Origin of the sequence: Paenibacillus sp. ov031 (genome assembly GCF_900143165.1) — a bacterium.
Classification (GTDB): Bacteria; Bacillota; Bacilli; order Paenibacillales; family Paenibacillaceae; genus Paenibacillus; species Paenibacillus marchantiae.
The window spans coordinates 1503259-1525929 of record NZ_FRDO01000001.1 but is presented as its reverse complement, the minus strand read 5'-3'; the positions used below and the strand labels follow the sequence as shown (position 1 = coordinate 1525929).

Below are 22671 nucleotides of genomic sequence, written 5' to 3'. Positions count from 1 at the left end.
GAGAAAGCTTTCAGCGAAGTTGAACCGCAGGACAAGAACTTGTACCGATTACCGGAATAGACAAGAACATCGTCCGATTTCCGATTAGATGAATACCTAGACAAAAGACGATGTAGTTAAAACCCCAAGTACAGAAGGTGCTCGGTGCTTTTCGTACGCTGGAGGCGGAAGAGCCGTCTCTGAACGTCGTTTGGGATGAGAAATTGCAGGAGATTTCTATCCGCGTTATGGGATTGATTCAACTGGAAGTGCTGGAGCAGCTTGTTAGAGAGCGGTTTGGCTTTGCTATCCTCTTTTGGACAATCGCAAATTTTGTATAAGGAAACGATTAAATCGGCTGTGAAAGGGTACGGCCACTTCGAGAAATTAAGTGCATCTGTTGATTGAATCGAGAGAGAGGGGGAGCGGCATCACGTTCGATAGCAGATGTCATGCCGATGATCTGAATGTGTCGAGAGACAAGAACATTGTACCATTGCCGAAAAGGACAAGAACTTTGTGCCATTTCGGATTAGGTAGTCATCTAAATAGTATCATGATGGAGATCATGTGGCGAGTAAAAAGCACATGAATTTAAGAATTCGCGTGAATATCGATTTTTTTGTATCAGGAAATAGTTTTTTTCGGTAAAAGTTGAGGACTAGTTCATCATTGAAACGGTTAAGAACTTGGCACCAATGTTGATAAGAATCTTTATCTGTTTCATTGAGCAGCAAACGGGCAGATAAACATGATAGCAACATCGATATTATGATCGTAAAATAAATGTGATTTCAAATAACAGATATAAGGAAAGACTTCGTGCTGAAGCTATAAAAGAATATTACGAGCTAAGCGTCTTACCGCAACAGTTTCTAGATATGGATATCGCGCAAGTGAATTTGGTTCCGGCGATACAGCGGGAATATGGATCTTAAAGAGATCTCACGGTAACTTATTGAAGATACTCACGAGAGGATCGTTGAGTTAGGAATGCACCAGATTTTAAACTTTCCAAAGAAACGTTTATACATTTGATATACGGGCAAAATCGAACTAAGCAACGAGAAATAACTGAGCGATTAAACACTTCTCAGCCTTATGTTAGCATCACCCGAACAGGGCGAAGAAGAACGGTGAAAGACATCACCGTACTTAAATTTGGCGATGTCTTTCATCCGATTCAGCTACACAAACTTCAAAATCTACTGTTTGAATTTTTTCGTTTTTCTGCCGGCAGTATGGCCTCGATTACGTCCCAATGCTCAGCGATCTTTCCATCCTCTACACGGAACAAATCGTAGAAAGCAGTATGTTGACCATCAAATAGACCTTCACTTACTGTAAGAACTAAATTACCTTGTCCGATTACTTGATGGACATGAGTATATTCAAACTCAATATTCTTCTCCTTCAGAGCTTGCAAAGCAGCGTGAAGACCGGAAAGACCGTCTGCAATATGCGGACTATGCTGAATGTAGTTATCTCCATCAAAGTAAGAAGCAAGCAGGTCAGGGTTCTTCCCGAGCAAGATGTTCTCAACATAGCTTTTGACAAATGCTTTGTTGGCATCCGTCTTGTCGATATCCTTAATCGTAATCGGTCCGTCAATCATCGTATGTTTGCTTGGTGTCTTCTCCACCATCTCTTGCAAATTGTCCCAATGTTCAACGATTAGTCCATTCTCAAAACGGAAGATATCATATACGATTTTAGGGCCGTGAAAATCATATACAGAATGAAGAGCAACATAATTTCCGTCGACTAAAATTCGCTTTATGCTTACCTTAGTACCAATCTCCTTTAAATGATCAAGTGCGCCAAGCATGGCTTCACGACCATCGAGTAAGGCCTGATTGTGCTGAATATATTGATCTTGATGAACGTAAGCCGTAATCGCTTCGGGGTTGCCGCTCTCAAAGCTTTCCAGTACGGCGACTGCCTTACGAACAAGCTCATTTTGATGGTTGGATGTCATTGAAATATCCTCCTTGGATTTTTTTAGTCATTAGATAAATAATGAACAATATGTTGTTTATCTATCTGATGCTCATTATAATAGAGGTTAATAGAAGGCTCAATATTCAATATTTTTAGTTTTGAAGTATAACAGACAACTCATAAAACTTTGTCGCTTAACGACCTAAAAATAAATTTAGGAGGAACGAAAACAATGAACAAGAAAACCGACCTAAGAATACTGCGCACGAAACAATCGATTCGAAAAGCGTTTTATGAGCTTATTCGGGAAAAGGGATATGAAGCGATAACGATCCAGGATATTGCCGACCGGGCTATGATCAATCGAAACACTTTTTATCTCCACTACCAAAATAAACCTGATTTATTGGATACATGTATGAATGAATTGTTGAGCGAATTAAAGGATGCGGTCGTTCTTTGTCCCATCAGCATGAATCCTTTCAGTATTTCTCTACTCGAAACCGTCATGCAAACTGTACTGAAACATATTTCCGTAAATATGACCTTTTATCATTCCATGTTAATTGAAGAGAATAGAATCTATCAGTTTCAAGCGAAAATGGAGAATATCATTAAAGATAAATTAATGGAGGGGAGGAAACCTGCTCAGGGAAACTCCCCATTAGCAATATCCAAGGAATTGCTGCTCGAATACCTCGGATCGTCTTTCATGGGGATTGTAATTTGGTGGATTAAAAACGATAAGCCCCTTCCTGCAGATGAAGTTTCATCTCAGTTTAGTAGAATCGTTGCATACGGGCATTTAAGAGCTGCCGGCATCGCCGGCGAGGAATAAAATTAGCGAGAGTAGAGGGAGCACAGGCACTAATAAAGGGCGTAAACGAAAAGCCAACGACGATTTGGTTGGTCATGCTGTCTCAGCCGACCACCCCGATATTGAAATCAAGAACAATTACTGGATACCGTCTAAGCGTTGTTGAATAACGCTTGAGCGGTATTTTCATATTCATGGAGAACATTGCGTTTTTTTAGACGGTTACGAATATCAATAAAATCAAAAGGATGCCAATACGTTAATTTCGCGTTTGGCATCCTTTGTTTTTTACTTGATAGTAGGCTTATTGCATCATGGTATTTTTGTTAAAATGAGAACTACTCATTTCAATAAGAGTATTATTATTAACCCATGTTAGCGTGCCAGCATGATTATTTCTAAATGGGCTATAATGGTTGAAACGGTTAAGAACTTGGTCAATGTTAATGAGAATCTTTATCTGTTTAACTAAGCTAACTGGCAAGTTAGCGTAACAATGGTAAACGTTATAATCTATATAAAATGACCTTAACCACTTAAACATATGATGAGAGGTTAAACGCTGGCGGCTAGGTATTAAAGAATAACAATTTGGGACTGAAAATAGCTGTTGTAGATCGTAGAACTAACGGTTAAAAATTTGGTTTTCCTTGATGGAGGTACTACGAGTCAGATCTTTGGAAGAGCAAGTGAATTAGACTTAGAGTTGTGCAGTACGGAGTAAAGCTCTATACAACGAACCATAATGGATAGAAAATTTTATATTCCCATTGCATTTTCTATGGTTAGATAAACAGGAGTAAAAAATTATGTACTGATTTTTTACCGATTAAATAGTTGTTAAGGTTGTCAATAAACAATGTAACGCAATCAGGAAACTATAGCGTAACAAAAAAATGGAGGATTCTGCGGGCGGCTGTTGCTCCATTTTTTGTTAAACTAAAGGGCAGTAATCTTGAAATAAAGGCAAGGTAAATGTTCCATCCCACGCTTGATGCATAATAATATCCAAAAATATTAAAAAGAATACAGTTGGGAGGTAGAGATTTTGCAAGATTTACAAGGGAAAATTGTTCTCATTACGGGAGCCAGTTCTGGAATTGGTCGGGCGACGGCGCAATTAATGGCTTCTAGAGGGGCAAACGTTGTCATCAACTACAATACAAACAAAAAGGGAGCAACTGAAACAGTTACTGCGATTCGAGAATTGGGTGGTGAATGTATAGCTGTCCAAGCAGATGTTACTAAGAAAGACCAAGTTGAGGTAATGGTTCAAGAGGTTGTTTCGATTTATGGAGCCGTTCATGTATTGGTAAATAACGCTGGTGGAGGCATTAAACAGAGCACATTCATGGATATGACCGAGGAACTTTGGGACGATACCTATGCGTTGAATGTAAAAAGTATCCTCCTATGTTCACAGGCGGTATTAAAAGACATGCTTTCACGAAAAAGTGGTAAAATTATTAATCTTTCTTCGGCAGCGGCTCGTATTGGAGGTTCGGGCGAAAGTATCCACTACGCCTCAACAAAAGGTGCAGTAAACACGATGACAGTTGGAATGTCTAGGGAGTTTATTGAATATGGGATTATTGTAAATGGAGTCGCCCCCGGAATTGTTGAAACACCATTTCATGATAAGTTTGCCCCTGAAGATAACCGCCTCGAACGATTAGTAGCATCCGTCCCAATGAAACGTGCTGCAACTCCACTGGAAATAGCAGAAGTCATCTGCTTCCTCGCATCAGATGTAGCAAATTATATTTTGGGGGAAACCATTACCGTAAGTGGTGGTAGATGAGTGAAAAGAACTTGTACCGATTGCCGGAATTGACAAGAACATAGTCCGATTGCCGATTAGATGCATATCTAATCATTACTTTACTCATCAATTCATTAAACTAACGGGCAGTTTAGCGCAACAAACTTTATTGAAACAGTGTCTTATATAGGGTGGGTGAAATAAACATCACCCGGTGCTTCATGAAACCTTCGATATACTTGTCGAGTATTTTAAGATGCCTGTTATAAAAGAACTCTCCGTCCACACCGAATTTGTTCAGCCTCTTCAATCATATCTGTAAAACGTTATAATCAAGCTGGGCGAAACAAAACGGCCATTCGTACGTCTAAAGTTAGAAGAGAATGCCTAACAAATATTTCCTGTGAAATGGAGGCTTACATTTTGCATACCAATATAATGATAAAAACTATTATAATAAAAAACCGCCGGACAATATTCCTTGCTGCTGCCATCATGTCTTTGTCAACGAATCTTCCGGCTTCTGCGGCAGAGACTGCCTATGCGGCAGGACAAGCCTCTTCACCAGCTGTGGGAGTTACAAGCATTTCCTTGGCTTCGTCAGCGGTACCTTATGGATTGGAGGCAACGACTTTAAGCGTCGACGGAAAGAAGCTGGAAGTACTGGCTTACCATGCTGATAAAACCCTTATGGTCCAATTGGTGCCTGTTGCCAAAGCCATGGGATACACAGTTGATTATAATGCGAAGACCGGTGATCTCACGCTAAAGAAGCTGCGGCGTGTAATCAAGATGGCTCATAATTACAGCGAATACAACCTAAACGGCATGACTTCATCCGCCAAAACCCCCTTTATCCGCGGCAATTCAACATATCTTCCGCTGCGCCAGCTTGCTGACCTGTCCGGATACACGATTGTCCAGCTGGGCAGGGCTGAGTATAAGCTGACGGCACGTCCCGAAAATGATGTAACCATTTCTGCCTCTGAGGAACTGTCGGTTGCTACGGAGCCGTATTCTTTTTCGTTCCACTATCCGGTCTTGTCCGGATATGCCAACAAGGAAGCAATGGATAATATTAATCAGTTTCTGAAAGAGACAGCAGAGAAGTGGAAAACAGAAGCGGAGCAGGTGCTGTCTGAGGCCTGGGCGGTTCACACTAATAAAGACCGGATTATTGATTACGCCCATATGTATCCTTATGGTTTTCAGGCGCAGTGGAAGGTTGCCTACAATCAGGAAGGTCTGCTCAGCCTTTATGCCGATACCTATCAATATATGGGCGGCACAGAACCAGACCGGCTGCTCCGCCACAGCTGGACTTTTGATCTGAACACCGGACAACCGCTCATGCTGCTCGAGGCCTCCGGCAATTTACCGGATTATGCTACAAAGATTAATCAGTATGTGAATCTGAAAATTGCATCCGGAGAAGTGAACAGCACCCCGCCGGCACAATTTCCGGGGATAGAAACGGCTGGTACAGGCTGGTATGTCCAAGACGGAAAGATCATAGTGTATGTTCAGCCGGAGCCGATTGCTTTTCTCAAAAATGAAATATTTGAAATTTCGGTGCCAATCTCCAGAATTACTGGTGCGGAACAATAAGCTTCCTGATCACTGCTTCATCAAAAAAGCTGTCTTAGTCTCCGGGCGTAAGTGGTATTATCCCTTTAAGTAGACACTTAATCGCAGGGAAGAGAAGTAAAGAAATTAGTGTTTCTCATTGGAAGGAAATTGAGAATATGAGGGATCATTCGTTTCCAGATGTCGATTTCAAACAACTTTGATGAGAAAAGCTCATCTAGCAGCATTGAATACTATCATTTGCAAAACAGAGAACCGTTGTTGCCTAACAAATGCAATTGCCCGAATCAACTTGAAACCGCTAAACAAGATATTCAATCAATGATATCGTATACACCACAAAAAGTTGCCATGCTGAACATGAGTAATCCAAGTGATGAATATAAGATCCTTCAAAAAACAGTCGAGAGATATGTAAAAAAATTGAGTTTTTGAAAACCGTTAATCTGAAAAGATTAACGGTTTTTTTTATGTTTAACCCGGACCGGTTAAAATGAGAAGGAAAAGAGGAACGAAAACGGTAATAGGTACAAGTTCTTTTAACCTAAGGTGATAATGAGCATTAAGATGCTGATAAAAAACATCTAGAGATTGTTACAAAATCAAATTTTTGTATCCGTTAAACTGGAAGACTGATTGTTTATTTGTTAGCCATAAACCCGGGTAGTACAATGTTCTTGTCAACAAGAGAGAGAGAGACAAAATAAATGAACATAAGTACCAAAGCATAACTTAACAGAATACACAGTAAACCCTTATCTCACTGGAGGCGTGGGTATGATGTTTACTATCTTGAATTATGCTATCCCTGGATCTGACATCATTGCAGCTCCATTTGATATGGTTATGAATAATATTAAAGTTCAAAAAGGTACAGACACTTCAGGAGGAACAGGGACTATACAATCTGTTAAGTTTAAGTTGCCTGATTCGGACAAGTCTTCTCTACCAAATAGCATTAGCTATAAAGAAGCAGACTATAAAACTAAGGGAGTTGGGAAAGAAAAGGGTGTGACAGCTTCTTTCTCATATGATATGTTTAGCAGCAGTAAGAGAGTTATTGTGACCCCCCAAACAAAAATAAAATACTCCATACATCCTGTTCCTTTTGGAGGTTCATACTTTCCAACAATTTATGCTTCAAGTAATACAGCTTACTTTAATCACACTATAAATTAAATATATTTGATTGGACTGTAGAAATGAGAAAAAACTCCTATAAACTCGTTCTGATTGCATCCATTTTTCTGAATGTATTGCTCGTTATTCTCGCGTATAACAATCATTTAAACAAACAACGTGATTATGCATCTGGAGATCCTTCAGCCTATAGAACCTTTATTCATGGATTGACTTATTTTAGTGAATCGATAGGTACTTTAAAAGCTGAAAATTCTAAATCTGAAAATACGAATATTCTTATTAATGCAAAAGAGCGGTTAAACCTTGCAATGAATTCTTATATTAAATTTGAGAATTCTATGGCTTCAACGCATCTCGAATCCTCAATCCTTGATGACAAAGTGGCGATGGTTAATGAATCCATGTTTAAGGCACTTTCTTCGTATGTACGAGGAGAATATGATTTACAACAAATCAATCAATTCAAAAAGCAGGTGGATGAACTGCTGAATAACCTGCCTAAATCTTATGATACAAAGATGAAAGAAGAATTTATAAAAACCATTAATAATCTTTCTTATTAAGTCAGAACATGAGAGCTTATGTAAAGACCGTTTTTCAAGATTTTCTTGGGAAACGGTCTTTACAGCTTTTTTAAGAGCAAATTTTGATAATAAAAACTCATGTCCTTAGCCGATGATGATCAAGGAGGTGGGGCATAATGATGTCGAGGGACGAACAGAGAACAAAAACTAGTTGGTGTAGGATGACAATTGCATTACATATTTAACTCAATTTTTTGTGAGATGTTTGAAAATAAGTGTACTTCCATACTTCAAAGTACTTTTGTGTAAACGTAAACGTAAACTAATGTTTTTCATTTAGATAATTATTTACCTATCTGTATATTATTTCTCTCCTCAGCATTTAAAGGAAAAGAGAAAGCCGACAAATTAATTCTCGGCTTTAGGATGTGAATATTCTTTTCCGTCAATTGAAACAGTATATGGTTTATTGTTCATGACATCTGTCAACAACTCCAACATTTTTAATGAATATCTTGGAACTCCATTCATACTGACATGATAATCATTATTAGTAGCTTTCAAATCAATGCCGATCTGTCTTCTAACTTTTTGGATCAGTGAAAATCCAATGTACCAAGTCTGCTGTCTAGTGTATCTTCGCTCAGTCGGTTTAAGCCGTTGACTAAGTTCAGTCGGTGTCATTGGCCACTGAGCTGCCAATTGATTTGGATCTGTAATATGAGCAAAAGTGACCAATGTTCTTTCAACAGGCTCCTCAGCAGATTGTTCTGCTACTCATGAATTGTGTTCGATCAGCCAATCCTCGCAAACTAGCGATATCAACTTCAAGATTGGTTATTGTGTCACTTTTAACTACATTGTATACAGTAGTGATTATACTTCATACATTATAAAAGAGGTCAACATCTAAAAATGCATAACATTAAAGTCAGCAAGGAAAAGCTAAAGACTACTACAGAAGCTACTACAAGGCAACTTAATGGGGAAATAGACCAAGAAATGAAAAAGATATTTCAAGGATAATATTGGTAATCAAGATAAGGCTAGTTTCAAAATCTATATTAGTATAGAAATTGAACATTCCCTTCACCAATAATGGTAGAGGGAATGTTCAAAACAAATCAAGCCTACAGATAGATATCTTGTTCGTTTTCGATTAGATGTCCGATCGTGGATTCAACTCGCTCTAATGGATCGTGATTCCGGAGATTACCAAAGTCAAGACCAGTCAGGCCTTCAATTAAGGATACTTTTAATTGGAAGGTTTTAAATGCTCCGGGCACATCTGCCTCCAGATCGTTCATGAATTGCTTCTGAGATACTAGGTATGCCGTTGCAGATAATTCCCCATCATCTTTTACAACCACGACTACCTTCCAAAATATCCTCTGGAATTTTCACTCCACGGTAAACAATATCGTTTTCGCGAAATACAGGACCAGTGAAGACAGATGCTTCTCGTTTATTATTCCTCACATGATTAAGTAGATAATCTTCTAATCCTTACCATAGATCCTTACCTTGATTAAAATTTTTATGTTGAGGTGAGCAGTTGGTGAAATGAAAGGTATCCTCGTTTGCTTGGTGGCTATCATTTCCCCAGATTGGATCTCTTCTTCTGACCAGGTGGCCTCTATCTATGTTATTATCTTTGTACAACTCATTGCCGCATTGGTAGCGCTGATCAATTCTGGGATCGAAACGCCAGCTGACTCTTTCATGATCTCTCAGTTCATTCCCGTCGATATTCACAACGGTATAATAAGCTAATATTACAAGTGAGAGGAAGAAGTATAGAAGTAAGCGTACCTCAATGGAACGAAATTGAACAAATAAGAGAGCATGAAAGAGATTTGTGAAGGAAATAATAATGGTACTACTATTAGCGGTGAATCAATTTTGGAATTGGAATAACAGAACTTTTGTCCGAGAAAGTACTTTTGTGCTCCCTAAATTTCGAAATAAACTTACTGTTACAGACAGCGGGGTTAACTGTATCATAAGCAGAGGCAAGTTTTGGAGTCAATAAAAGAAGCCCGTTCTTTCAGAGCTTTTGAAAAATATATAAGAGGAGGCCACTCATTTGAAAGCACTTGTATTTAATAAATTCGGAGGACCGGAAGTACTAGAATATCTTGAAATTTCGGATCCAGTTATCGGGCCTGACGAAATATTAGTAAGGATGCAAGCCATCGGATTGAATTTTGCAGATATTTATAGAAGGAAAGGAAACTATCATCTTACTGGGAACTCCCCGTTTATTTTAGGTTATGAAGGGGCAGGAGTCGTTGAAAAAACAGGAGCTAATGTCCAAGGAATCAGCGTTGGCGACCCTATTGCATTTGCAGATGTCCCCCATGCTAACGCAGAAAAAGTGGCTGTTCCTATAGAAAAGGCAATTCCTCTTCCAGAGACCATTTCATTTGATAAGGCGGCTTCTGTTTTACTGCAAGGGTTGACTGCCCACTATTTAACAAAAGATAGTTATACGGTTAAGGAGAATGATGTAATTCTAGTTCATGCCGCAGCAGGGGGCGTTGGACAGTTGCTTGTTCAAATTGCAAAGCTCTTCGGTGGAAGGGTCATTGGTTTAACCTCCTCGATGGAGAAGGCGTCGGCAGTTAAAAACTCTGGAGGGAATCAGGTTTTTTTGTACTCGGATGATTGGAAGAGAAAAGTCATGGAGGAGACAAACGGAAAAGGTGTGGATGTTGTCTATGACTCAGTAGGCTCCACGCTCGAAGATAGTTTTGCAGTCACTCGCATTGGGGGGACGGTTGTATTTTATGGAATGGCAGGGGGAGACCCTGCTCCAGTTGAACCAAGGATGTTGATGGATACGTCAAAAACTTTGACTGGTGGCGATCTTTGGAATTTCCTTACTTCCCGCGAGGAACGGGCAACCCGTTCAGCCGAGTTGTTCCGCTGGATCGAAGAGGGGAAAATAACGGTATCCGAGCCTACGGTATTTGCACTACGAGATGGAAGAAAAGCGCATCAATTTCTGGAAAGCCGCAAAAGCACGGGGAAAATCTTATTAAGACCATAAAAATCGTATGAATCTAACCAAGACTCAAGTAGGGCAGATTATCCCTTTGTATCTGGCTAAAGAAAAAAGCCCCTCACCTTGTCGGTGAAGGGGACTGCGACTGCAAGACACTGAATAAAATTTAAGAGAAACTAGGTATGCGGAACCTGTATACTTAGTTTCTCTTTTTTTATTCATCAAAAGAAGGAGAACACTCATTTAAGTCAGCTTAATTCTAGGATTGATCGCAACGAACGAACCATGTCGAGGGACAAGAACATATTCCCATTGAAGTCGCTAATTTAGCGGCTTTTTTAGTTTATCGGTACAAGTTCTTGTCCCGAGCCAAGGACATGAACTTGTACCGATTGCCGGAATGGACAAGAACAAAGTCCGATTAACGATTAGATGCATATCTAAGTATTAGACACATGTAGATTTTCTTAGTATCAAAATACATAATAAAAATGTCACGCTAGAGATAAAGTACTTAATTTCAAGAATTGCGATTGGAATAAACAGAAACCTAGAAGTCCTTGGAGATAATGAAAGGAGAGACAGTGAATGTACAGTTATGAAGAGTTTATTGAGGATTTAAATCTTGGACATGAAGTCGAGTTTGACTTAAACGATTTCCACTTTTTAATCAGTTATAATGAAGATGGATGGTATTGCGTTAAACAAAATGAAGAATTTAAACTTAGATATGACTCTGTAGAACAGTTAATATCAAAATCCAAAATTGAGGGCAAAACAATAAAGGAGTTATGGAACCATATTATCGTGACTAGTATATTTTGATAATTCTCTAGGGAAATAACATATTCCGTTGAGAATCGCTATTTTTTCAGCGCCTTTTTTTGTTTTATCGGTACAAGTTTTTGTCCCGAAGCAAGGACAAGAACTTGTACCGATTGCCGAAATGGACAAGAACATGTTCCCATACCGATTAGGTATGTAAAATATCGTTATTTTGCCCGTCAATCCATTAAACTAACGGGCAGGTTAGTTTAGTTACTTATGTGAAAGGATCGTGCAATTTTTTCGTAGAAATAAGCAAGTCCTTATTTGTATTATTTGCGATACTGTAACAGACCGTTGCAGTATTACAGACAATTAAGGAGGAACATAGATGAACACAATGAAAGCCTTACAGGTATTTGCAAAAGGGGAACCTATGCAATTGGTGGTAATTCCTATTCCAGTACCACAGGAAGGACAAGTCCTATTGCGGGTTGAAGCATCGTTCTGATGGTTCTGCTGGCGCTTGTCTGTGTTGTGCCTTTGCTTAATGTTATTGCGCTATCATTAAGCTCAACCGAAGCAGGGATGTTTAGCCCAATGGGGAATAATGAAACCTTATTAGCCATGAAGCTGTTGTTTAGCAAAGGCCGGAAAAGCTTATCGAAAGGAGATTGTTCGCATGATCGAAATTCCCTTGTTCAGGCGAGAAATTTCATGAGATCGTTATGGATTAACAAGGAATTCATGGAGAGTAATAAACAAAAGGGGCATTCATCCATTTGTCGTTCTGAGGCCGGCCTTATGGCTGGCCTTTCAGGTATTTAGGGTAGCGTTATACTGATTTGTATTCTGTCATTACGTTTATCTGGTGCGGAATTCCTGTGGAGTACAACCATAGTGCTTTTTAAAGATTTTAATGAAATGCGGAGGAGCCAAAAATCCGAGCTCCTTGCTGACATCTGCAATTTTCAAGTCGGTGTTTAACAGGAAATATGAAGCGCGCTTCATACGTAAATGATACAAATAATCTCCTATGGTTTCTCCGGTAACTGTTTTATATACCTTGGAAAGATACACTGGATGAAGGCCAACATGTTCTGCGATCATCTGCAGTGAGATGCCCTCAGCAAGGTGCTCCTGAATATACGTCCTGACATTTGAAGTAATTTGCTCATGGGCATTCTTCAATTGATGAGAGGTCTTTTTCCGACGCAGATCAATCATTTTCTCTGCCCATATATATATTCGTTGGCTGGATAATTGGCTTTTCTTTCTGATTAGAACATCAAACTCTTCGCCAAGAAGCTCCTCAACCGTTGCTTCCTGTGACTTAAAGGATATGGAAAACGTAGAAGACAGATAGAGCAGAACCATAAATAATTGATCATGCGAAAGCTCTCTTCTGGCATCATTCAAAAATAATATTCTGGCAATTTTGCTGACCGCCTCGTCCCAGTTCCCCGATTCCAGCAGATTGGGCAACAAAGGGGGCTCGTGCAGATTAATCAAATTTTGTTGTTCATGAGATTCGGTGTCTTTTTTGTCTAAAGTAATGAAATAACTTTTGTTTTCGCCAACATTGCGGTTGATGGCAGACACGGAAGCCATGTACAGCTCTGATACAGATTCAGGAAAGGCATGCTCTTTACTCAAACATATCGATACTGCACCCTTCAGGAACTTTTGTACATTATTTTGCAGTCTGATCGCATAGGAATCTACCGAGTCGAGTACGTTACGGTCATTATTTTTTATTAGGAACACAAGGTAACCCTGATCCGTAATGCAGTGCCATAATTTAAAAGGATTCTGAAATACCTCTTCCGTTATATTGGAGACGGCGTACTCTAACAGCGATAAAGATCGGAGATCATAGCCGGAGAATTCTTCCTCCATTCGAATGACCATCATCTTGAACGGATCGGCCGATCTAAACGGGAGATTCAGCATACCCAGCCGCTCTGCAAGAATGTGATCGCTCATGGCTTTGTTCTGAAGAAGATCATTGAGAAGCTGATTCCGAAGCAATGGCGAATTGGCGTGAAGGGCATGCTGTATTTGTTGAAAAGAGCTGATTTCTTCCCATTCGTGCTCGATATCTTGTATCGCAGCCGTTACGGAATGAATCAATTCATCGGTATCAATCGGCTTGAGAAGATAGTTCGTTGCCTGATACTGGACTGCTTTTTGGGCATATTCAAATTCATCGTGACCCGATAAAATAATACAACGTATTTTATGAGAAAACTTTCTAATCTCCAAAATCAGTTCAAGACCATCCATCTCAGGCATACGAATATCCGTAATCATAATATCAATCGCGTGTTTGGACGCAATGTCCAAAGCTTCAGCGGCAGAATATGCTCTGTGTACTTCCTGGATGCTGTGTTCTTCCCAGGGGATGGTCAATGCCAGGCTATCAACTACTGATTTCTCGTCATCCACAATTAATAAATCGTACATAGTTTTTCCCCCTCTCACAACAAAGTTGACTGTACCACTTATTGTAGAGTGGAGGTGGACTCATTTCAATGGATGAGCACTCCAATCACCTCCGATCTTAAGATAACGATACTCATCTTTAGATATCCTTATCATTCAGATTGCGTTATGCAACATTAAGAAAGAGATATTTCAATCATTTTTTCTTTCCCGTAGTATAGACATGAAAGCTTAAACGCGCGGTGGGACATACAAGGATCTGCTGTTCATGAGGAGACCTGCCGGGAGATGAAGGAGTGTATAGAAGATGAATCGTGACATCAAACAACTGGTAAAGCAATTAACCTTGACTGAAAAAGCCGAGCTATGCTCAGGAAGTACGTTCTGGACTACACAAGCTGTAGAAAGGTTAGGAATTCCTTCGATCATGATGACAGATGGTCCTCATGGATTGCGTAAGCAAGCAGGCGAGTCAGATCATCTGGGTTTGAACGAGAGTGTTCCTTCAACCTGTTTTCCTTCAGCCGTTGGCCTGGCCAGTTCATGGAATCGTGACCTTGTTCAACTTGTAGGAGCGACGATCGGAAAAGAAGCACAGGCAGAAAATGTAGCCATTCTGCTCGGCCCAGGGGCAAATATCAAGCGTTCCCCACTTTGCGGACGCAACTTCGAATATTTCTCCGAAGACCCCTATCTGACTGGAGAACTGGCCGCTGCTCATATCACAGGTGTTCAGAGTCAGGGAGTCGGAACGTCTCTGAAGCACTTTGCGGTAAACAACCAGGAGCATCGCCGCATGACGACAGATGCCATTTTGGATGAACGGACATTAAGAGAAATCTATTTGACCGGATTCGAGAAAGCAGTCAAACAATCACAGCCATGGACGGTTATGTCTTCATATAATAAGGTCAATGGAACGTATGCTTCCCAGCATGAGTACTTACTCACTACTATCCTGAAGGAAGAATGGGGTCATGAAGGTTTTGTTGTCACGGATTGGTCTGCGGTGAGTGAAATTGCACCAAGTATTGCAGCAGGTCTGGGGCTTGAGATGCCATCATCCAACGGAGAAGGACCAAAACAGATTGTAGAAGCGGTAAACCGCGGGGAGCTGACTGAAGAGCAATTGGACCGTGCCGTGGAGAGACTTTTAGGTGTCATTTTCAAAACGGTTGATAAAAGCCGTCCCGATACCACTTACGACCAGGAACAACATCATCAGATTGCCAGAAAAGCAGCAAGTGAAACGATGGTTCTATTAAAAAATGAACATCAAATTCTCCCGCTAAAAAAACAAGGCAACATTGCTGTCATCGGAGAGTTAGCGGACAAAGTTAGATATCAAGGCGGGGGCAGTTCCCATATCAAACCAACCAAGCTGGATAGTGCCTTTGAACAGATGGTCCAGCTAGCTGGATCTGACGCAACAATAACATATAAGTCGGGTTACAACCTCAACTCTGATGAGAGTGCTCCGACTTTGGTAGCCGAAGCAGTTGAATCCGCAAGAGCAGCTGATGTCGCCGTGTTGTTCATTGGTCTGCCAGACCGCTATGAGTCCGAGGGATATGATCGAGAACATCTGGATATTCCGGTGAACCAGCAGGAACTTATAACAGCCGTTGCTGCTGTCCAGCCTAACGTGGTGGTTGTGCTCAGCAATGGCTCACCTATTGTTATGCCTTGGCTTAACAATGCAAAAGCTGTACTTGAAGCGTACCTGGGTGGACAGGCTGCAGGAGGAGCAATCGCTGATCTGTTATTCGGAGAAGTTAATCCCAGTGGGAAGCTCGCAGAGACTTTCCCGCAATCCTTAAAGCATAATCCATCTTCGCTGTTCTTCCCTGGTGATGGGGATCGGGTCGAATATAGAGAAGGCATTTATGTGGGATATCGCTATTATGACGGCAAAGATATTGAACCTTTATTCCCCTTCGGTTATGGTTTGAGCTATACTCAATTTGAGTATTCACAGCTGAACGCAAGCCAAACGGAATTCAAGGATACAGATATAATCACTGTTACGGTTAACGTGAAAAATACAGGCCAGCGATTTGGTCAAGAAGTAGCACAGCTGTATGTACATGATCGGCAAACAATCGTCAGTCGTCCTGAAAAAGAACTTAAAGGTTTTGCCAAGGTATCTCTTGAGCCAGGGGAAGAGAAGACAGTTACATTCACTTTGGATAAAAGAAGCTTTGCGTATTATAACGTTGACTTGAAGAATTGGCATGTTGCGAGTGGTGAATATGATCTGCTAGTTGGCTCGTCCTCTCGTCATATCATTTTGCAAAAGACCGTTCATGTAGAATCGACTTCACCTGAAATCATTCCAGTCTATGACCGCAATACAGCCCTCGGAGAATTGCTCTCTAATCCGAAAACAATGGCCATACTGAGTCAATTACAGGGATTTGTTCCTCAAGGAGCTGAAAATGCGCATTCGGATGCGGTTTCTGCGGAAATGCTTCAGGCATCCATGCGTTATATGCCACTACGCGCATTGATCCCTTTTACCGGGGGAGCACTTACAGAAGAGCTGCTCTCACAGCTTCTTGTAGGCTTGAATGCGGCCGTGCGGCAGTAAAAAGTAGAGGGACTAAAGAAAATAAAACAAGGGGGAATCGTCCATAAGAATGACTTATGGGCGATTTTCTTATACTATATTACAAAGTTAGCTCTAAATGTACGAAAGGGCATGCACTAAAGTACATATAACCCATAGACAAACCGTATTATAATGATTGGAAGAGAGGTGATTACGTGAAAAATACATCCAATCAGTCCCGTTTCCTCCAATCAAATATGGATGAAGATTATGATAAGATCACTTCATCACGTCTTCCCATTATCATCTGGATCGTTCTGGTGTCTATAGTCACTGTCGCGTTACAAACCATGTCTGTTCCCCTAGTAGTGCCCAGCTTATTTTTTGTAATTATTATGGTTCTTCATATGTATCTGTACTGGCGTGTGAGCGATATTATCAACCGTTCCAAAGCACTATATCTGTTTATCCAGGGTGGCCTTATATTTGGGAGCTCATTCATAATGCCCGATGGGCTTCCCGTCATACTTATTGGCTTGATTCCAGTATTAATAGGACAAAGCGTGGCCATTTTTTTTGAAACCAAAAAGGTGGTTTTTGTAGCTTTTGTGCTGTATCTTTTCTTTTGCCTGATTACCTTGTGGGTCAAGGAGGTACAGGATCTTGCATTGTTTATTCCATTACTTATGCTTATGATTGTCGTTGTTATGGCTTATGCGCTCCTCTACTATCGGCAGGTTAATGCAAGGGTTCGTACGCAGACATTTCTGCGTGATCTGGAACTGACCCACCAGAAGGTGGAAGAGCTGACGCTGGCCAACGAGCGTCAACGAATGGCAAGGGATCTGCATGATACGTTGGCTCAGGGGCAAGCCGGACTGATTATGCAACTGGAAGCGATAGACGCATATCTTAGCCGAGGGAACATCGACCGAGCTCATGAGATTGTTTTGTCATCCATGGGACAGGCTAGACAGACACTGGGCGATGCGAGAAAAGCGATTGACGATCTAAGAACTAGAGCTACACCTGCTGTTAACTTTAACGAGGCGATTCATGATCAACTGCAACGCTTCAGACTAGCGACAGGAGTTAATGTCAAGTTGGAAGCTACAATAAAATCTGTTCTATCCGGCGCCAAAATGGAGCATGTATTGCATATGTTGAGTGAAACACTGACCAACGTGGCACGTCATGCGCAGGCGAGCGATGTATCCATAAATATTGGGGACAATCAGCAACAATTTCACATGGTTATTAAGGATAATGGAAGAGGTTTTAACATTGGCAAAATCGGTAAAGAGACAGGACATTACGGTCTGATCGGCATACATGAACGAGCTAGGCTTATAGGCGGGCAAATTCATATTGAGAGCAACAATGAAGGTACTACAATAGAGCTATCTGTACCTGTATTGTATGGGAGGAAAAATAATGAAGCATAAAGTTCTGATTGTAGATGATCATTGGGTGGTACGTGAAGGGATGAAATTGATTCTGGGAACCGATGACAACTACGATGTTGTCGGAGAAGCCGAGGAAGGAAACGCAGCCTTAGAACAGATGGAGGCACTGAAGCCAGACGTCATTCTGATGGATCTGAATATGCCCGGGGGGCTGAGTGGACTGGATACATTGAAAATCATGAACGAAAAACAGATTCAGATTCCTGTTATTATTTTGACCACATACAATGAAGACGAGCTTATGATTAATGGGCTGGGACTGGGAGCGAAAGGTTACTTACTTAAGGATACAAGCAGAGAGAATTTGTTCCGCACACTCGAGTCTGCTCTACGTGGGGAGACACTGCTGCAGCCTGAAATAACTGCCAGAGTATTTGCATATCGGGACAAGTCCGCGGTAGAAGAGAAACCGAAAAACGCACTATCGTTGACTGAGAAGGAATTAATCATTCTTCAGGCAGTGGCCCGGGGCCTTCGCAGCAAAGACATTGCTTTTGATATGGGTATGGCGGAACGAACCGTTAAGGCACAGTTGACCAATATCTATAACAAACTGGGCGTAGATTCACGTTCGGAAGCTGTCGCTGTATCCGTGGAAAAGGGCATCTTACATTTGTAAATACATTTTAAATTGATATATTATTTTCCATATCAATGGTCAGCGAGTACTAAAAGCGCCCTTTGGTGCTTCCCAAACGTACATCAAGGGCATGCCCTTATGTACGTTTTTTCTTGTTCAGTTTTAGATATGATGAATTCACGAGGTTGTCCAACATCAAGATAGCCCAGATTTGTAGCAAAGAAGGGAGACGTCAAAAGAATATGGCAAAATTATTATTTCGACTCGGTGAGTGGTCGGTAAGAAAAAGGAAAATGGTAATCGCAGGAGGTTTGATGCTTTTACTGCTTGTGGCCGCCTTGGGTCTTGGCTTGGGAACGTCCTTTACAGGAGAGATGACCATTCCGGGAACCAAATCGGAACAGGCTGGAATCATATTGAATGAAGAATTTCCATCCTCCGGTGATGGTGGACAGATCAGGTTAGTGTTCAAGTCTGAAAAGGCAACACTGGAATCGGAATCGAACAAAAAATGGATTACAGAAGCATTAAAAGTGGTTCAATCGGATTCATCGGTAACATCTATCGTCAGTCCGTATGACGCCGGTACGTTAAGTGCAGACAAGAAGATTGGTTATGCTGATGTTACATACAGTCAGCCAGCCAATGAAGTAACAGAGAATTCCAAAGAACATGTTCTTGGTGTTGTAGAGAGACTGCAGGATCGTGGAATTCAAACGGAACTTGCAGGGAGTGTAGCTTTTTCTGAGCTTGAGATAGGAGGTACTTCTGAAGTCATCGGGGTTCTGATTGCGTTCATGATCCTTGCTTTCACATTCACATCGTTTCTCGCAGCAGGATTACCGATCCTAACCGCAGTTGTAGGGCTCGGTATAGGAATGATGATTATCGTCATTGGCTCAAATGTAGTTTCTATGGCTTCATTCTCCATTACACTGGCTGTTATGCTGGCCTTGGCTGTAGGGATCGACTATGCTCTGTTCATCATGTCCAGGTATCGTCAACAACTGGCAGCAGGATTTGAGCGAAATACAGCCATTGCTCAAGCCAATGCAACAGCAGGTAGCTCCGTTGTCTTTGCAGGAATAACCGTTATTATCGCCCTGGTTGGTCTGTCGGTCGTACAGATTCCATTCATAACCATGATGGGATTGGCGGCAGCTGTAAGTGTATTCGTAGCAGTATTAATTGCTGTCATTTTTGTTCCTGCCGTATTGGCAGTTGCAGGAGATCGAATTAGTCCGGCACGGGAGAACAAATGGCTGCGGAAATGGTCTGGTCCCAAAAAAGCAGAGGGAACAGAGAATCGTTGGGGCAAGATTGTAACACGCAAACCTTGGCTCACTGCCATCCTGTGTATCGTTTTATTGACGGTTTGTACTATCCCGTTCTTGCATATGCAACTCGGCCTACCAGATAGCGGTTTAAAATCCACGGATACAACAGAACGTCGAGGGTATGACCTGCTTGCGGAAGGCTTTGGAGAAGGATTTAATGGTCAACTGGTTGTAGTTGCTAGAACAGCAAAAACGGAAGATCCACAAGCGGATATTGCCAAAGCAACTTCATATATCAAAAATCTGCCTGATGTGGCAAGTGTCAATCCTTTAATTCCGAGTCCTTCCGGGAAGGCCGCAATCATTACGGTGTTACCGAAGACAGGCCCTCATGATATCAAAACGACCGAATTGGTCCAAACTATTCGTGCGGAAGCGGAACAGGTGATGAAAGATAATAATGTCGAAATTATGGTTACCGGGGGAACGGCAGTCAATATTGATATCTCCGAGAAACTTGACGAAGCATTGCCGAAATTTGCAATATTGATTGTAGGTCTCGCCTTCGTGTTGCTCATGCTGGTTTTTCGATCCATTCTGGTTCCAATCAAAGCCGTACTTGGATTCCTGTTCACCCTTGGATCAACCCTAGGCGTCATCGTTTTGGTCATTCAAGATGGCTATCTGGCAAATTTCTTTGGCATTCCCGAACCAGGGCCGGTACTGAGCTTCCTGCCAATTCTGGTTACAGGTATTCTCTTCGGACTTGCTATGGACTACGAAGTATTTTTGGTAAGCCGCATGAGAGAGGATTATAACCATACGGGAGATGCAGTGAAATCAATACGAAGTGGTATTACTCACAGTGGTCCTGTTGTAAGTGCCGCAGGTTTGATTATGATCGCCGTCTTTGCGAGCTTTATCTTTGCCGGAGATGCCATGATCAAATCCATGGGACTCGCACTTGCCTTTGGTATTTTGGTAGATGCATTCATCGTTCGGATGACGCTTGTCCCGGCGGTGATGACCCTGTTAGGGCGAAGCGCCTGGTATTTGCCGAAGTGGCTGGATCGAATTCTTCCTAATATTGATGTGGAGGGAGAATCCGTGATGAAGGATACTCATTCTATCGATACCTCCATTTCATCGAAAAAAGATGAAGAATCGGAAAGTTCAACTTTGATGAGTAAAGAGAAATCAGGTTAGGGGGAGGCGTAGCATGTCGAAAGTACGCATTTTTGCAGATAGTATCTCGGATGTCCCACAGGATTGGATGGACCAATATAATATCGGAATTGTACCTTTATATATTGTTTTTCAGGACACGTCCTATGTTGATCGAAAAGAAATCAATGCAAAAGACATGTACAATTTGGTTGAGATATACGACCAATTGCCGAAGACAGCTGCACCTCCGCCTGCAGATTTCATTCAAGTGTTCCGTCCGGTCATCGAGAACGGAGAGGATATACTGTTTATCAGTATGTCCTCTCATCTATCATCGACGTATCAGAACGCCATGGTGGCGGCAAGAGAGTTCCCCGCAGGACGGGTAACGGTTGTAGATTCACTGAATGTATCCGCCGGGACAGCCATGAATGTACTTTTAGCAGCGGAAATGGCTTCAGAAGGAAAAAGTGCCCTTGCGATCGCCGAATGGCTTGAGACAGCGCGGCATGAAATCCAGTTAAATGTGCTCGTTGATAATCTCGATTATCTTCACAAGGGAGGCAGGGTTAGCAGCATTCAACATATGCTAGGAAGTATGCTTCGAATTCGTCCCATTTTATATGTTAGACATGGAAGGGTGCTTTCCGGAGTGAAATACAGGGGAAGCAAGGAGAGAATTGTTAAGAAACTTTTACAGGATATTTTGAGCCATATCCATCGCATTGATCACGACCAGATTATTATTGCCCAGACACTGGAAGAGGAAACTGCGGAGTGGATACGCAACATGATTCTAGAAGAGACCTCTGTTCGCAATGTACACATCATCGAAGGCGGCTGCTCCATATGCTCTCACAGTGGTCCTCATAGTCTGGCAATCAGTTTTATCCTGAAGTCGGAGCCTCTTGTTCAGGCTCTCAAATGATCAAGGAACAGTTTTTTTAGGATATTGAACTGCTGCACTTCATTTACTTGGGTCTGGAATGCATCAATACCGTTCAACATCGCCATCTTTTTGGAAAAGTTTCCAAACACATTAATCATGGTATTAATGGTTTCACGAGTATTGCCATCCGTCCGCAAGGACCCGTCCTGTTCACCAAGTTCCGCAAGCTCGGTAAACAGGGTAATCAGTTTATTATAATTGGCCTGATAGATTTCCATATCGTCCAGAGGAAGCTTCGACATGGAGACGTAACATTCGAATGCCTCAATTAATTTCGAGTTCCGTTGATGTTCCGCCTGTTGGAAGAAAATAAGTGTATCAAAGATTCTTTCCAGCTTGTCATAACAGGTTCCTTGATCGTGTAGAATGCCCTCGAACACTTCGATCTCGGATTGAACAATTTCGGAAGCGACCGCAACAATTAACTGTTCTTTTTTGGGGAAATAACGGAATATGGTAGCGACGCCCAAGCTCGCCTCAGCGGCGATCTCCTGCATCGTTGCTTGTTCGAAACCTTTATTGAAAAAAACGATTTGAGCTGCTTCAATAATACTTGTGCGCCGCTTCAATTTTAGATCGCTGCGCTCGTTTTCAAGCCTTTGCCGGGGTTCTATTGGAAAAACCTCCTTGTTCGATTTAACTCAGACTATGCTAACAAACATGACACTTTTCTGTCAATTAAAAATCAATAATGCCTCATACATCAAAATT

At 41.5% G+C, this 22671-nt stretch carries 18 protein-coding genes and 1 pseudogene; 13 read left to right on the top strand and 6 right to left on the bottom strand.

The features are described 5' to 3' along the window. Nucleotides 1-128: 128 nt before the first annotated feature. A pseudogene (locus tag BUA17_RS06515) lies at nucleotides 129-454 on the top strand (elongation factor G); the annotation flags it as partial. 723 nt (nucleotides 455-1177) lie between these two features. Here BUA17_RS06515 and BUA17_RS06510 read toward each other — a convergent pair. Continuing rightward, nucleotides 1178-1957 (bottom strand): nuclear transport factor 2 family protein, encoded by a 780-nt coding sequence (locus BUA17_RS06510; protein WP_072732981.1) that lies wholly within the window; start codon nucleotides 1955-1957, stop codon nucleotides 1178-1180. Nucleotides 1958-2152: 195 nt separating this feature from the next. Here BUA17_RS06510 and BUA17_RS06505 point away from each other — a divergent pair, with 195 nt between their 5' ends. The 5 genes from BUA17_RS06505 to BUA17_RS06480 all read left to right on the top strand — a co-directional run bounded on the left by BUA17_RS06505 (nucleotide 2153) and on the right by BUA17_RS06480 (nucleotide 7792). Continuing rightward, nucleotides 2153-2758: a TetR/AcrR family transcriptional regulator gene (locus BUA17_RS06505; protein WP_072732980.1), complete on the top strand. Its 606-nt coding sequence runs from the start codon at nucleotides 2153-2155 to the stop codon at nucleotides 2756-2758. A 1027-nt stretch (nucleotides 2759-3785) separates the two neighbouring features. Then, on the top strand, nucleotides 3786-4538 hold the full coding sequence (locus tag BUA17_RS06500) for an SDR family NAD(P)-dependent oxidoreductase (protein WP_063563792.1): 753 nt from the start codon (nucleotides 3786-3788) through the stop codon (nucleotides 4536-4538). A 456-nt stretch (nucleotides 4539-4994) separates the two neighbouring features. Beyond that, complete coding sequence (locus tag BUA17_RS06495; RefSeq protein ID WP_161490557.1) at nucleotides 4995-6107, top strand: PdaC/SigV domain-containing protein; 1113 nt, start codon at nucleotides 4995-4997, stop codon at nucleotides 6105-6107. Nucleotides 6108-6863: 756 nt separating this feature from the next. Further along, the gene (locus BUA17_RS06485) at nucleotides 6864-7265 is read left to right on the top strand and encodes a hypothetical protein (RefSeq protein WP_063563795.1); all 402 of its coding nucleotides are present in this window, start codon (nucleotides 6864-6866) and stop codon (nucleotides 7263-7265) included. 23 nt (nucleotides 7266-7288) lie between these two features. Next, nucleotides 7289-7792: a hypothetical protein gene (locus BUA17_RS06480; protein ID WP_063563796.1), complete on the top strand. Its 504-nt coding sequence runs from the start codon at nucleotides 7289-7291 to the stop codon at nucleotides 7790-7792. 369 nt (nucleotides 7793-8161) lie between these two features. Here BUA17_RS06480 and BUA17_RS06475 read toward each other — a convergent pair whose 3' ends face one another. The 3 genes from BUA17_RS06475 to BUA17_RS31955 form a co-directional block, all read right to left on the bottom strand. Further along, nucleotides 8162-8491, bottom strand: coding sequence for a hypothetical protein (locus BUA17_RS06475; RefSeq protein WP_072732979.1), 330 nt, complete (start codon nucleotides 8489-8491; stop codon nucleotides 8162-8164). Nucleotides 8492-8883: 392 nt separating this feature from the next. Beyond that, the gene (locus tag BUA17_RS31960) at nucleotides 8884-9123 is read right to left on the bottom strand and encodes a DNA/RNA non-specific endonuclease (RefSeq protein ID WP_063563798.1); all 240 of its coding nucleotides are present in this window, start codon (nucleotides 9121-9123) and stop codon (nucleotides 8884-8886) included. 136 nt (nucleotides 9124-9259) lie between these two features. Next, on the bottom strand, nucleotides 9260-9508 hold the full coding sequence (locus BUA17_RS31955) for a DNA/RNA non-specific endonuclease (protein WP_072732978.1): 249 nt from the start codon (nucleotides 9506-9508) through the stop codon (nucleotides 9260-9262). Between the two features lie 331 nt (nucleotides 9509-9839). Here BUA17_RS31955 and BUA17_RS06460 point away from each other — a divergent pair, with 331 nt between their 5' ends. Both BUA17_RS06460 and BUA17_RS06455 read left to right on the top strand, forming a co-directional pair. Further along, a complete protein-coding gene (locus BUA17_RS06460; RefSeq protein WP_072732977.1) occupies nucleotides 9840-10805 on the top strand; it encodes a quinone oxidoreductase family protein in 966 nt (321 codons plus the stop codon). A 543-nt stretch (nucleotides 10806-11348) separates the two neighbouring features. Further along, nucleotides 11349-11585 (top strand): hypothetical protein, encoded by a 237-nt coding sequence (locus BUA17_RS06455; protein WP_072732976.1) that lies wholly within the window; start codon nucleotides 11349-11351, stop codon nucleotides 11583-11585. Between the two features lie 804 nt (nucleotides 11586-12389). On the opposite strand, the gene BUA17_RS06445 is transcribed toward BUA17_RS06455, so the two are convergent. Further along, the gene (locus tag BUA17_RS06445; RefSeq protein WP_063563803.1) at nucleotides 12390-13991 is read right to left on the bottom strand and encodes a response regulator; all 1602 of its coding nucleotides are present in this window, start codon (nucleotides 13989-13991) and stop codon (nucleotides 12390-12392) included. A gap of 286 nt (nucleotides 13992-14277) precedes the next feature. Between BUA17_RS06445 and BUA17_RS06440 the strand changes: the two genes are divergently transcribed. The 5 genes from BUA17_RS06440 to BUA17_RS06420 all read left to right on the top strand — a co-directional run bounded on the left by BUA17_RS06440 (nucleotide 14278) and on the right by BUA17_RS06420 (nucleotide 21939). Further along, nucleotides 14278-16560 carry a beta-glucosidase family protein gene (locus BUA17_RS06440; protein WP_072732974.1) on the top strand — a complete coding sequence of 761 codons (2283 nt, stop codon included), beginning with the start codon at nucleotides 14278-14280 and terminating at the stop codon, nucleotides 16558-16560. Nucleotides 16561-16736: 176 nt separating this feature from the next. Further along, the gene (locus tag BUA17_RS06435) at nucleotides 16737-17966 is read left to right on the top strand and encodes a sensor histidine kinase (RefSeq protein ID WP_072732973.1); all 1230 of its coding nucleotides are present in this window, start codon (nucleotides 16737-16739) and stop codon (nucleotides 17964-17966) included. Further along, complete coding sequence (locus tag BUA17_RS06430) at nucleotides 17956-18606, top strand: response regulator (protein ID WP_072732972.1); 651 nt, start codon at nucleotides 17956-17958, stop codon at nucleotides 18604-18606. Before BUA17_RS06435 ends, BUA17_RS06430 begins: the two co-directional genes overlap by 11 nt. Before the next feature lie 203 nt (nucleotides 18607-18809). Beyond that, on the top strand, nucleotides 18810-21050 hold the full coding sequence (locus BUA17_RS06425; protein WP_083584599.1) for an MMPL family transporter: 2241 nt from the start codon (nucleotides 18810-18812) through the stop codon (nucleotides 21048-21050). A gap of 13 nt (nucleotides 21051-21063) precedes the next feature. Next, entirely contained in the window at nucleotides 21064-21939 is an 876-nt protein-coding gene (locus BUA17_RS06420) for a DegV family protein (protein ID WP_072732970.1), read from the top strand. Here the strand turns inward: BUA17_RS06420 and BUA17_RS06415 are convergent. After that, nucleotides 21924-22529 carry a TetR/AcrR family transcriptional regulator gene (locus BUA17_RS06415; RefSeq protein ID WP_063563809.1) on the bottom strand — a complete coding sequence of 202 codons (606 nt, stop codon included), beginning with the start codon at nucleotides 22527-22529 and terminating at the stop codon, nucleotides 21924-21926. The genes BUA17_RS06420 and BUA17_RS06415 overlap by 16 nt on opposite strands. Between the last annotated feature and the right edge of the window lie 142 nt (nucleotides 22530-22671).